Source organism: Kribbella sp. NBC_01505 (assembly GCF_045040285.1).
Lineage (GTDB): Bacteria > Actinomycetota > Actinomycetes > Propionibacteriales > Kribbellaceae > Kribbella.
On record NZ_CP109425.1, the window covers coordinates 7,023,542 to 7,037,273 of the forward strand.

Consider the following 13,732-nt stretch of genomic DNA (forward strand, 5'->3'; position numbering starts at 1 on the left):
CGATCGGGGCCCGAATCCGCCTCGCGGAGCGTGATCTCAGCGGACACGGACAGTGCGCGCCGCGCGGATACCGGACACGTCACGGATACCTCGTGCATACTTGCGCGACGCGGTAGGTCACGATGGACTACTGCTACTGACGCATACCCCCGCTCCGACGGGGATCACCGAGGAGGACACGTGAGCGCGACCGCGGACCACGCGGACGGTAAGGAGCAGCCGAATCTGGCGGCCCGGCTCGGCCTGGAGGCCGGCTGGATCGTCCAGGAGATCGGCTACGACGACGACTGCGACGACGATCTGCGTGACGCGATCCGGGCGGTCACCGGCGAAGAGTTCGTCGACGACGAGACCGATGAGGTCGTCGACGTCGTACTGCTCTGGTTCCGCGAGGAGGACGGCGACCTGGTCGACGCCTTCTTCGACATCCTCACCGACCTGAAGGCCGGTGGTGTCGTCTGGCTGATGACGCCGAAGGTCGGCCGGGACGGCTACGTCGAGGGCAGCGAGATCGCTGAAGCCGCTCCGACCGCAGGACTGTCCACAACGAGCACACTGAGCGTCACCGACGACTGGTCGGCGACCAAACTGGTCGTGCCGAAGTCGGGCCGCAGAGGCTGAGGTGACTGCTGCCGTCGGCAGCCCGGCCCCGGACTTCAACACGCGGAACCAGTACGGCGAGGAGATCCGGCTCGGCCAGTACGCCGGACGTCCCGTCGTACTGGTCTTCTATCCCTATGCCTTCAGCGGGGTGTGCACCAGTGAACTGGCGGCCCTGCGAGACCGCCCGGAGCTGCTGGCGTCAGCCGAGTTCCTGGCGATCTCGTGCGACGCCATGTTCACGCTCCGCGCGTACGCCGACTCCCAGGAGCTCGGCTTCAGCCTGCTCACCGACTACTGGCCGCACGGCGCCATCGCGTCGTCGTACGGCGTCCTCGACGAAGATCGCGGGTGTGCCCGCCGAGCCACCTTCGTGATCGACGGCGACGGCATCGTCCGGTGGTCGGTCCTGAACCCCATTCCGGAAGCACGTAATCCGGACGACTACGCGCAGGCCTTGGCAAGTTTGAGGCCTTGAAAGTGATACGGTTTGCCGTCGCAAGGGCTGTTAGCTCAGTTGGTTAGAGCACCTCGTTTACACCGAGGGGGTCGGGGGTTCGAGTCCCTCACAGCCCACGAACGGAATGGGAGCAGTGTGCTCGCGGAGGGCACGAGCTGGTTCCGTTCGTTGTTTCTTCTGGGGGTGCGACCCCCAGCGCCCGCCCGGCGGGGCTTCGCCCCCCGGACCCCCCGAGCTGTGGCTGAGCGTCGCGGCGATCTGCGGGGGCGCGGTGATCCGTGCGGTTCGTGTCGGTGTTCACGGTTTGGTTTCGGGGGCGTATCTGATGCGCTCGCCACTCGTTGTGTTCGGTGTCGGCGGGTTGTGGAATTCTTAACTCTTTGCTGGCTGGAACGGGCTGCTGCTGGGGCCGGGACGGCTGGTAGGGTTCACGGCTGTCGGTCGGCACGATGACGCACCGGGACCATCTGGTGACGGCATCGGTCCGGCTGTCCGAAATACGGGGCTTCGTGTCGGTGAGAGCGAGACGGGTCTGCCCTGAGCCCGGCTCCGTCCAGTTGGGGAGGCGCTTGTCCGTGGGTCACCGACCGACTCGCGTCATTGTGATCTCCCCTGCTTTCTCCGACGGGTGGGCCCGCTCTGATGCACTGGTGGTGGAGCGGGCGTGGTGAGGAGCAGTGCGGACCGGCCGGCGATCAGCACCGGGCCGGCGTTGATGATTCCCGCCGGATATCCGCGCGATCTGCCGAGTGCGCTGCTGCGTGCGGCCCGCGACTTCAGCGGTGCCGGCGTGGTCGAGATCGGCCCGGACGGTCGCGAGACCAAGCTCGACTTCCCGACGCTGCTCGAACTCGCCGCCCGGATCCTGGCCGGCCTGCGCGCGAACGGCGTACGGGCAGGTGATCCCGCGGTCGTGCACTGCACCGAGCCGGTCGGGTTCTTCGCCGCGTTCTGGGCCTGCACGCTGGGCGGCATCCGCCCGCTGCTGCTCGCACCGTCGCCGGAGGGCGACCGCACCGAGGCCGGCCGCGAGCGACTGCGGACCGTCACCGACCTGCTCGGCTGGACCGTCCTGATCGGACGCCCGTCGGACCTGCCCGACGACCTCGGCCTGCCCGTCCTCGACCCGGACGCACTCGCCGGCCACGAGCCGACCAACGAATTCCACCGTCCGGCCGCGGATGACGTCGCCGTACTGATGCTTTCTTCCGGCACCACCGGTACGCCGAAGATCGTGCAGCTCACGCATCGCGGGCTGGTCGAGTTCGCGGCGGGGACTCCCGCGATGCTGCCGGTCCGCCCCGGACAGACCACGCTGAACTGGCTGCCGCTGGACCAGAGCGGCGCGTTCCTGCTCTACCACCTGCTGCCCGTCTTCACCGGCTGCACCAACATCCACGTCAGCACCGGCTGGGTGCTCGCCGACCCGCTGCGCTGGCTCGACCTGATGGACCAGCACCGCGTCAACCACTCCTGGTCGCCGAACTTCGGCTATCGGCTCACCACCCAAGCGATCGCGGGCGAGCCGGACCGGCACTGGGACCTGTCCGCGCTACGCAGCCTGGTCAGCGGCGGCGAGCAGATCACCGTCCCCGTGATGACCGAGTTCCTCCGGCTCACGAACCGCTTCGGCGTCGTACCGGAGACCTTCGTCGCCGCCTGGGGCATGACCGAGACCGTCACCGGCATCACATTCGCCCGGCCGGGCCTGACGCCGAACGTGCACCGCGTCCGCGTCCCACCGACCGGCATCGTCGAATGGGTCGACCAGCGCCCGTCCTCCGGCAAGGTCGCGGTCGCGCGGCCGGGCAAGACGCGCGCGGAGACCCCCGGCGTGCTCAGCCTGGTCTCCGTCGGCGCACCCGCCCCCGGTACGACGGTCCGCATCGTGGCACCGAACGGCGCCGTACTGCCGGAGGGCCGGATCGGCCAGCTGCAGGTCGCCTCGGCCCGGGTCACACCGGGCTATCTCGGCAGTCTCGAGGCCGACCGCGACGCGTTCCCGGTCGGCAACTGGCCGATGCGCAAATGGCTCTCGACGGGGGACCAGGGGTTCATCACCGGCGGCCAGGTCGTCATCACCGGGCGGGACAGCGAGCGCATCATCATGCGCGGCACGCTGTACTACGCCCACGACATCGAGGCCGTCGCTGCGACGGTCGTCGGTGCCGAGCAGGGTCTCGTCGCTGCGTGCGCGGTGCCCGATGTCGAGTCCGGGACCGATCGGCTGGTGGTGTTCTACGCGCTCACGCCGGACTCCATCCCCGGCATGGACCAGGGCATCCGCAGCCTCATCCAGACCCGTCTCCAGCTGGTCGCCGAGGTCGTCGGCGTCCCGCGCCGTGACTTCCCGACCACCCCCGGCGGCAAGATCCTCCGCCCCCTCCTCAAACAACGCTGGCTCGACGGCACCCTCGAAACCCCGCCCCACCCGTACGTCGAACCAGCCGGAGCCACCTCGTACTCCGGCCCCACCGGCGAAGGCCCCGAATCAGCCACCGCCGACACCCAGATCTCCACCGAAGACGTAGAAGCCGGCGAACGCACCACCGAACTCCCCACCGTCCGCCTGGCGTGGCAACGCACCCTCCAACAATCCATCCCCACCCCACCCCAACGCCCCACCCTCGGCACCCCAACCCCGCCTGAGCCCACGCCCGCCGCCACCCCGGTCGACTCGGCTGTTGTTGAGTCCTCGGCGACGCATGGCGAGCAGTCGTCCCCAGCAGCCGACACCCAGTCCACGCCGGCCGCTGCCGACGCCCGCGCTGTGCAGCCTTCCGACGACTCCCCGGCAACGCCAGCCGAGCAGTCCTCCGCGCCAGCCGACACCCAGCCCGCGCAGGCCACCCCTGCTCCGGGCGAGCAGGCCGCCGCGCTAGCCGAAACTCGGTCCACGTCAGCCGCCCCCGCCGCTGTTGATGGTCCGGCGACGCCGTCCGAATCGGACGCCGCCGACACCCAAGCGACGCCGGGTGCGCAGTCGTCCGCAGCAGCCGACATCCGTCCGAGCCAGCCCGCCCCGCCCCAGTCCGAGCCGGCATCCGTCGACGCCCTCGCGACGCCGCCCGAGCGGACCGCCACGACGTCGCCCGAGCCGACTGCCGTGGCGGCCGACGGTCGACCGGTCTCGGCCGCTCCCGCCGCTGATGCGCCGGAGACGGCCGCGGACGATGCCGTCACGAACCTGGCCGACCCGGATGCCGCGACGCCGATGGAGCCCGCCCACGCGGATGCTCTCCAAGGTGATTCCGTCCCAGCAGCACCTAGCTCGGATGCTCCGTCGGAGACCGCCGCATCGGGTCTCGTCACACCTGAGCCGACCGCTGCCGCCGAGCCCACGCCCGCCGACGGCAAGGCACCGACGCCCAACGCCCAAGCATCCACCTCCGGCGACACCCAGCCCACCGCGCCCGAAGCATCCTCACCGGAGCCCGCCAAGGCCCAGAACGAGTCCGCCGGTTCCGAGCCCGCGCCAAGCGAACCCGCCCCCGCATCAGCACACTCCGCCGACGCCGACGCCGACGCCGAGCCTGCCTCCGAGGCACCCGCCCACGTCGACTCTGCCTCCGACACCGAGCCTGCCCTCGGCGGGCCTACTGCAGAGACCGCCAAGCCTGCTCTCGCCGAGTCCGCCGAGTCCGCCGCGGAGACCGCCGAGACCCCCGGGCCCGCCGCCGAGGTCGCCGGGTCCGTCGCGGCGACTGCCGAGCCTGTTCTCGCCGAGTCCGTCGCGGAGACCACGGAGCCTGCCTCGGACTCCGCGTCCGGTTCTGACACCACCGAGCCCGGTTCCGCACTGGCTGCAGACACCGACGCCGTGGCCGATCCCGCCGCGGCGAACACCGACGACGCTTCAGCAGCAGCTGTTCCGGCAGTTGTGGCCGAGTCCGACTCCGCAGCAGCTGCGTCTACCGAGTCCGAGTCCGCGACTGCCTCTGAGGCCGCACCCGGCGTACCTGCTGGCAAACACACCCCAGGCGATCCCGCCGAGGCGCACGCTGACCACACGTCGCCAGCGGCTGCTCCGGCAGTTGTGGCCGAGTCTGGCCCTGCACCGTCTGCATCTGGCGAGTCCGGATCCGAGGCCGAGGCTGCCTCCGTCGACTCCGAGGTCGTTGCGCGCGAGTCCGGCTCCGACGTACCCGTTGGCACCAACGCCTTGGCTGATTCCGTCGGGGCGCGTGCTGATGAGGCGTCGCGAGCGGATGGTCCGGCAGGCAGCGCCGAGTCCGGCGCAGCAGCACGAACGGATGCCCTACAAGGTCCCGTCGAGCACGCCACGGCTTCGGTAGCGCCCGATGAGGTTGAGGTAGCTCCGGCACCCACGTCGGCTGACGTTCAGGCAGAGCAGGGATCCGCGGCCGACGTCGAGCCCGGCCCCGCGTCCGCTGACACCCAGGCCGACCCAGCACTCGAGTCTGGTGAAGTTCAGGCAGACGAGGGAGCCGCGACGGTCGACGCCGCGCACGCCTCCACTCCCGCGCCCGCTGACGGTTCGGTGGACCCCGCGTCAGATGAGGCTTCCGTGCCTGCTGACGTTCAGGCAGAAGCGGTTGTGGTGGCTGCTGAGGTTGAGGCGGATGCGGCTTCGGCGGGTGCCGACGCTGCATCGGGCGGTGTCACGTCCGAGTTGGGTGCTGCTGATGGCGAGCCGGAGGTGTCTGCTGCTGCGGCGGTCACCACACCCGCTGATGAGGAGGCAGGACCTACCTCCGGGTCGGCTGACGTTGACCCCGAGTTGGCGGTTGAGGGTCCCGCGGTTGCCGACGACGAGCAGGCTGCGATTGCTTCTGCGGCTGCGACGTCTGCGGATGTAGTCGCCGGCCAGCCGAGCGGCGAGCTCACAGCACAGTCCGCTGAGCAGACGCCGGAGCCGGTCGCCGGTCAGGCGTCGGAGTCGGACCAGGAGCTTTCGGGTACGGCGTCCGGCGAGCTGGCCGAAGAGCAGGCTTCGGACACGCGGCTGGTGCAGGCTCCTACTGCGGCGCAGTTGCCGACGGCCAAGCGGGTGGGCGAACCCGCGTTCGTTGCGGCGGACGAGCCGAAGGTGGCGAGCGCCGTACCGGAGCCTGCGAAGGTTGCGGTGGCTTTGGTGGAGCCGGTGGCCGTGGTGGGGGTGGCTGGGCGGTTCCCGGGGGCGGAGACGCTGGAGCAGTTCTGGGACAACCTGGTCGGGGGAGTGGAGAGCGTCCGGCGGTTCGCCACCGACGAGTCCGATGAGCTCGCGGTCAGCGGTGTGCTGGAGCATGTGGAGTCGTTCGACGCGAAGTTCTTCGGGTTGAGTGACCGTGAGGCCGAGTTGATGGATCCGGCGCAGCGGTTGTTCCTCGAGGTCTGTCACCAAGCACTCGAGCACGCCGGGTACGGCGGCACCACCAACCGGGTCGGCGTTTTCGCGGGCTCCGGCATGAACCTCTACAACCGCCAGCCGCAGGCGCGCGACTCGCTTGCCGCCCGCGTTGCGTACCGTCTCGGCCTGACCGGCCCGGCGATCGGCGTGCAGTCGGCCTGGTCGTCCTCGCTCGTCGCGGTGCACCTGGCCTGCCAGGCTTTGCGTTCCGGCGACGCGGACCTCGCGCTGGCGGGCGCATCCGCCGTACAGGTGCCGCAGGCAACGAGTTACCAGCCGTCGTCGGAATCGATCCTCTCCCCGTCCGGTCACATCCGTGCCTTCGACGCCGCCGCTGACGGCACGGTCGGTGGCAACGGCGTCGCCGCCGTACTGCTCAAGCGTCTCGACCAGGCGGTCGCCGACGGTGACACCGTGTACGCGGTCATTCGCGGAACCGCGGTCAGCAACGACGACACCGCCGGTGGCGAGCAGGATCTGATCGAACGGGCGCTCGAGCGTGCCGGGTTCGCCGCGGATTCGCTGAGCTACCTGGAAGCGAACGCGATCGGCAGTGCCGCCGGCGACTCCGCCGAGGTGCGCGCGCTGACGACCTCGCTGCGCCGCCACACCGACAAGGTCGGCTTCTGCACGATCGGTTCGGTGAAGCCGAACATCGGCCACCTCGACAGCGCCTCCGGGATGGCCGGTCTGATCAAGACCATCCTGATGCTGCAGCACCGGACGCTGGTCCCGACGATCAACTACACCGAGCCCAACCCGGAACTCGCCCTCGACGGCAGCCCGTTCGTGATCGCGACCGAGGCCCACGAGTGGCAGGCCGGTACGACGTTGCGCGCGGGCGTGAGCGCTCTCGACGCCGGCGGTACGAACGCGCACGTGATCCTGGAGGAGCCGCCGCGCCAGATCCGCCGCGGTGACGACGGCCCCGTCGTACTGCCGCTGTCGGCTCCCGACCCGGACGCGCTCACCGACCTCGTCGAGCTCTACCGCGCCGACCTCGACCAGGGGACCGGCCACCGCCTCATCGACCTCGCCGGTACGGCGGCGCTCGGCCGACCGGCGCATCGGCATCGCATCGCCGTCGCGGGCGCATCGGAGGCCGAGCTGGTCGACGCGCTCGGCTCTGCGCAGGCGACCGAGGTACCGCGTGGTGGCCCCGGCCCGCTCGGTTACGCGTTCACCGGTCAAGGCGCCGCCCGCCGCGGCATGGCCGCTGGGCTGGCCGCGCGCTTCCCGGTCTTCCGGTCGGTCCTCGACGAGTGCGATCGCGTGTACGCCGAGGAGACCGGCGGCAGCCTGCTCGACCTGCTGCTCACCCCGGCCAATCAGTCCGAGGGCGTCTGGCCGACCGAGACCGCGCAGCCGGCGCTGTTCGCGTTCGAGCTCGCGCTGGCCCGGCTGTGGCAGTCGTTCGGTGTGCAGCCTGCGCTTGTCGTGGGTCACAGCGTTGGTGAGTACGCCGCTCTGTGCGTCGCCGAGGCGCTGTCGCTGGCGGACGGCGTACGGCTGACTGCGAAGCGCGGCGAGCTGATGCAGCGTGGAACGGCACCGGGCGCGATGGTGTCGGTGCGCGCGGATGCGGATCGCGTGCGTGAGCTGGCGCAGATCTCTGGGGTAGAGATTGCCGCGGGCAACGGTCCGCAGTCGTTCGTGCTGACCGGGTCCGAGGTGATCGTCGGGCAGTTGGCCGAGCAGCTGGATCAGTTGCAGGTGGCCTGGCAGCGGCTGGATGTCGATCGGGCGTTCCACAGTTCGCTGGTGGATCCGATTCTGGCGGACTTCGCGGCGATCGTTCGCGGGATCACGCTGAAGCCGTTGCGGACGCCGATGGTGTCGAGCTGGTCGGGCGAGCTGCTCGAGTCCGGGACGGTGCTGGACGGCGACTACCTGGTGGGTCAGTTGCGGCAGCCGGTGCTGTTCGGCGATGCGGTCGAGGCGGTGACCGCGGCTGGGTGCCGGCGGTTCCTGGAGCTCGGTCCGGACGCCGTGCTGAGCCCGGCCGGCCGGCGGATCGCGCCGAACAGCACGTGGATCCCGGCGCAGCGGCTCGGGCAGGACCCGGTGCTGGCGACGATGAACGGGCTGGCCGAGCTGTACGAGCAGGGCACCGAGATCACGTGGTCGAAGGTGTACGCGTTCGGCGGCCGGGTGCCGCTGCCGACGTACCCGTTCCGTCGTGTGCACCACCCGGTCGACACCTCGTCGGCCGCCCCCGCGACGGTGGCGGATGGGGTGGTGCGCGGGTCGGTGAGCGCGTTCGAGCGGGCTGCTCGGGCGCAGGCGATCGGGTTCGCGCCGTCGAGTGCGGCCGTGAAGCGGATCCCGCTGGATCCGCCGGCCGAGGTGGCTGAGGTTGCCGCGGTTGATGACAACTCGGACGAGGAGTCGCCGTTCGCGCTGCCGGCGGAGACGCATTCGGTCGACGCGGACTACCTGGCGCAGGCCGGGTCGCTGTCGGGCGACGAGGTGTCGGCTGAGCGGTATCGGGAGTCGCTGGACGCGGTGCTCGATCTGACGTGTGAGGCGCTGCAGCTCGATCCTTACGATCTGACGGTTGACCACACGTTCGCCGAGCTCGGCGGTACGGCGGAGTTGATGGCGCCGGTGATCGATCGGATCAACGAGCAGTTCTCGGTGGAACTGTCGGCGGAGACGTTGTTCTCGTCGTACACGACTCCCCACAAGCTCGCGACGGCCGTGGCTGTGCAGACCACACGCGCGGACGACGAACATGTTGCGGACGGCAACGAAGCTTCTGAAACGCCTGTCCAGGAAGAGGAATCGGCGCCGGTCGAGGCTGCGGTCGAGATCGCGGTGGCTGAGGTCGAGCCTGCTCCGGTTGAGCCCGAGCCTGATGAAGCTGCGGGTGAACCCGATGCTCGGGTGGCGCTGGCTGTCCTCGGGACCGGGCTTGCTGAGCTTGCTGCTCGGGTTGAAGAGGCGGCTACCGCGACCGGTGCTGCTGACCTTCCCAACAGTGGTGTCGCTGCCCTGATGTCCCAGCAGCTGCGCGTCGCCGGCCAACTCGTCGACGGCGTCACCAAGCTGATGCGCGAGCAGCTCTCCCTCCTCAGCGACTCGATCGCCGCGGACACGCCCGAAGCCGCGCCCGACAGCAGCCCTCTGGTCGGCGGCACCTTCGGTCCCGAGACCTCAGGCACGGCTCGAACCGACGCTGCTGATGGCGAGGGTGAGCACACGGATGGTGCGCCTGCAGGTCCCGGTGGAGATCAGGGAGCTGAGGCGGAGGCTGGTGCCGAGGACGAGGGTGCTGGCGCCGAAGGTGATCCGGTGGGGGATGCACCTGCCGGAGATGGTGGCGTCGAGGCCGCGGGAGCTGTTGCTGCTAGCAACCTTCCTGTGAGCGAGCGCCTGGACGGCGGTGCGGTTGCTGTGAGCCCCCTTCCCATCGGCGAGCGCGCCGTCGTACCGGTTGTGTATTCGGATGGTCGCGTCGGCGAGTTGCGGCGGGTTGTGGTTGAGGGGGAGATGGCGCCTGCGGTGGGTGGGCGGCGTCGGGATGTCGGGTATTGGCAGGTGGCTTTGGCGGGGGCGGAGCCCTTGGTGTTGCCGGCTGATGGTGGGCGGCGGGGTGAGGTCGCTTCGGTGAAGCTGGAGCTGGAGGACGAGCTCGGCGATGCCGTGTTCGTGTTCAGCCGGGAGCGCCGGATCAGTCCGCTGATGACGATGCTGGCGGCTGTCGGGACTGTGCTGGGGCGGTTCGCGGCGCAGGAGGATGTGACGATCGGGTCCGCGTTGATCCGGCCGCAGGGTGACACCTCGGCGGGGATTCGCCGGGCGTTGCCGATCCGGATCGACTTGTCGGGTGAGCCGGATCTCGGCGAGCTCGCGCATCGGGTGCGGGATGTGACGACCGGTGCGTTCGACCACGCGGGCACGGATCTCGCGATCCTCGAGCGGGATCCGCTCTTCCAGATCCTGGTGGAGTTCGAGGACGGCGACGAGGAGCTGCCCGAGCCGCTCGATCTACGGTTGCGGCTGACGCACCACGGCGCCGGAATCACCTGTACGGCGGACTACCGCGCCGGGCTGTTCCACCGCAGCACGATCGATCGGCTGCTCAGTTATCTGCAGGCTGTGTTGCGCAGGGCAACGGCCGAGCCGCGACTTCGCCTTCCCCAGTTGATGATGCCGATCGCTGCCGACCTGGAAGCATTGCGTCGTCTCGAAGGCGACCTCGAGCCGGTCGGCCCGATCGGCCGCGGTCGGCGGGACGCGGTGGTGGCCGGTGAGCTGAGCGGGCTGCACACGTTGTTCGAGCAGCAGGTCGCCCGGACACCGGATGCGATCGCGCTGATCCAGGGCCAACGCGAGCTCTCGTACGCCGAGCTGGATCGCCGCGCGAACGCGATCGCCTGGCAGCTGACGGATCTCGGGGTGAAGCCCGGTCAGCTGGTCGCGGTTCGGGTTGCCCGCGGCACCGAGCTGGTGGTCGCCGTACTGGCGGTTCTGAAGTCGGGTGCGGCGTACCTGCCGCTGGATCCCGGCGTACCGGAATCGCGCTGGGCGTTCATGGTGAACGACGCTTCGGCGGTCGCGCTCGTCGGTGACGACGCGGCGCTCGCCGACCGGCTCGGGCTGCGGCTCGTCCCGGTCGCGGCGGTCGAGGGTGATTCGCGTGCGCGGCAGGCGCCGCCGGTGCAGGCCGCGGCCGATGATGTTGCCTACTGCATCTACACGTCCGGCTCGAACGGGAATCCGAAGGGCGTGCTGGTTCCGCATCGCGGGCCGGTCAACCTGGTCCGGCATTATCTGCGGACGCGGAGTTCGCTGCGGACGCTGCAGTGGACCTCGTTCGGCTTCGACGTTCACGTGCAGGAGATGTTCACCACGCTGGCGTCCGGTTCCGCGTTGGTGCTGATCGGTGAGGACGACCGGTACGACCCGGATTCGGTCATCTCGGCGCTGCGCGACCACGGGGTCGAGCGGCTGTTCATGGCGTTCAGCCCGTTGACCGCGCTGCTGGCCACGATGCGCAAGCTGCCCGAGCTGCCCGCGCTGCGGGAGATCGTCGCGGGTGGCGAGGCGATGGTGCTGACCCACAAGGTGCGGGACTTCCTCGACGCGCACCCGGAATGCCGGCTGTACAACGAGTACGGCCCGGTGGAGGCGTCGATCGTCACCACGATCCACGAGGTCGACCCGACCGAGGACCGGCCGTCGATCGGACGTCCGGTGGACGGCGTCGCCGTACGGCTGCTGGACCAGGCCCTGCGGCCGGTGCCGGTCGGCGGGGTCGGCGAGATCCACCTCGGCGGTGCGGCCGTTGCCCAGGGCTACCTTGGGCGTCAGGACGAGACCGAGACGGCCTTCGTGCCGGACCCGGCCCACCCGGGCGGTCGCCTGTACCGGAGCCGCGACCTCGGTCGCTGGCGTCCCGACGGCACCCTCGAGTACCTCGGTCGTGCCGACGACCAGGTGAAGATCCGTGGGCACCGCGTCGAGCCCGGCGAGACCGAGCACGTCCTGGCCGACCAGCCCGGCGTCATCGACGCCGTCGTCATCGCCATCTCCGACCACGGCGGCGACACCTGCCTGATCGGCTACGTGGTGCTCGAGGACAGCGACCCGGCCACGCTCGCCCGGCTGATGCTTGACCTGGGCAAGGAACTGCCGATCTACCTGGTCCCGGCGGACCTGATCCCGATCGAGGAGCTCCCGCTGGACGACAACGGCCGCCTCGACCGCACCCGCCTGCCCGAACCGGAGTGGCTGCACCCGTAAGGCAGCCGCCAACGTCCGAAAACACGCCGACCATGTACTGCGCCTCTTCGGACGTAAAGGGTGGTGAGCGGTCCTCCACCCTCCTGAGGACCGATCGCCGGCTCGTACTCCACACGCGAGGGCGGCGGAGAGTCTCCTCTCCGCCGCTCACGCATTCCGGTCGGTCCACGGCCCCCCATCGACCGACCTTGCCGGCTGGTCCAGGCCCCCCTGACCAACCTTGGATGACGTGCCCCCACCCCATCCATCCGTTGCATCGCGTGGGAAGGGGTCGCCGTTACACGGATCCAAGCAATTGCGTAAGAATTGCGCAAAGATGCGCAGGAGAAGCCTTCCCTACGCACCGCGTTGTCCGGAACAGGCAAAACAGGCTGCCCGATCAGGCAACCTGAAAGGGCAGCGTGGGATCGGGGCAGTGGGAGGTCAGCCGATCGACGACCAGGCCTGATGGGCCGCGCCGAGCAGGCCGGCGTTGTCCAGCTGCGCCGGTACGACGGTGAGGTCAGCGACGAAGGGCAGTTGCGCGAGCCGCTTCACCCAGGCCTGGACCGGGTCGAACAGCACCGGCCCCGCCTTCGAGACCCCGCCACCGATCACGACGGTGGTCAGGTCGACCGTGACCGCGGTCGCAACGATGCCGGCCGCCAGGGCCTGGGCGCCGTCGTCGAACGCGGCCAGCGCGAGCTCGTCACCGGCAGCCGCGTCAGCAGCCAGTACGGCGGCGTCCACCCGCTCGCCCGTCCGCCAGCCCCGGCGTTGCGCCCGAGCGACCATCCGCGGCCCGCTCGCATACGTCTCGACGCACCCGTACGAACCGCAGGCGCACGCCTCGCCGTTCTGATCGACGACGACGTGGCCGATGTGGGCGGCGTTCCCGGACTGGCCGCGCAACGGCCTGCCGTCGACCACCAGCCCGCCGCCGACCCCGGTCGACACCACGATGCCGAGCAGCGTCTGCGCGTCCCGCCCGGCGCCGGTCCAGAACTCACCCAGCGCGAAGCAATGTCCGTCCACCCCGAGCGTCACCGGTACGTCGACCATCGCGCGAACCCGGTCGACGAGCGGGAAGTTCCGCCAGCCGGTGATGTTCACCGGCGACACGAGCCCGTGCGTGGCGTCGAGCGGACCGGCCGAACCGATCCCCACCGCCAGCGGCGCGGCGTCACCCAGCACCCGGCCGACCAGCTCACCCAGCGCCGCGAACACCTGGTCGGCATCACCCTGCGGGGTCGCGATCCGGTCGCCGACGACGATCGTTCCGTCTGCGGACACCAGAGCGGCGGCCATCTTCGTGCCGCCGATGTCGATCCCGAGAACCGTGCTCATCGTGTCGCCGCTCATCGTCCCCCCGCCAGTCGCCGTACAGATGTCGCCACCAGGTGCCGACGGGTGCTGAGCAGCGCAGGGGGTGTCGAGCCGAGATCCTCCGGTGTGGGGGAGGGTCCCGGCGCGGGGTGGTGAGGGTTCTGCTCGGTCACGGTGTCGGGCTCCGTCGGGGGCGGTCCAGGTCGAGAGACAACGTTATCTGTATCCGGCCGGATCGGCGAGTGGTGATCGGGGTCAATCCGCGC

General features: G+C 70.1%; 4 protein-coding genes and 1 tRNA gene. 4 read left to right on the forward strand and 1 reads right to left on the reverse strand.

Annotated features, from left to right (window positions below; all coding sequences use genetic code 11):
• The first annotated feature begins 180 nt into the window (after positions 1-180).
• From OG474_RS33165 to OG474_RS33180, 4 genes are all read left to right on the forward strand, one after another.
• Positions 181-621, forward strand: a complete 441-nt coding sequence (locus tag OG474_RS33165; RefSeq protein WP_405057548.1) for a DUF3052 domain-containing protein — start codon at positions 181-183, stop codon at positions 619-621.
• A gap of 1 nt (position 622) precedes the next feature.
• Positions 623-1,078: a peroxiredoxin gene (locus tag OG474_RS33170; protein WP_405057549.1), complete on the forward strand. Its 456-nt coding sequence runs from the start codon at positions 623-625 to the stop codon at positions 1,076-1,078.
• A 24-nt stretch (positions 1,079-1,102) separates the two neighbouring features.
• Positions 1,103-1,176 (forward strand) — tRNA-Val (locus OG474_RS33175).
• 548 nt (positions 1,177-1,724) lie between these two features.
• Positions 1,725-12,161, forward strand: a complete 10,437-nt coding sequence (locus OG474_RS33180; protein ID WP_405057550.1) for an amino acid adenylation domain-containing protein — start codon at positions 1,725-1,727, stop codon at positions 12,159-12,161.
• Between the two features lie 423 nt (positions 12,162-12,584).
• On the opposite strand, the gene OG474_RS33185 is transcribed toward OG474_RS33180, so the two are convergent.
• Positions 12,585-13,502 carry an ROK family protein gene (locus OG474_RS33185; RefSeq protein WP_405057551.1) on the reverse strand — a complete coding sequence of 306 codons (918 nt, stop codon included), beginning with the start codon at positions 13,500-13,502 and terminating at the stop codon, positions 12,585-12,587.
• Positions 13,503-13,732 lie beyond the last annotated feature (230 nt).

What these genes read in the sequence shown, in the direction of transcription:
- OG474_RS33185 (WP_405057551.1), bottom strand. Translation starts at nt 13,502, where the DNA reads ATGAGCGGCGACACGATGAGCACGGTTCTCGGGATCGACATCGGCGGC.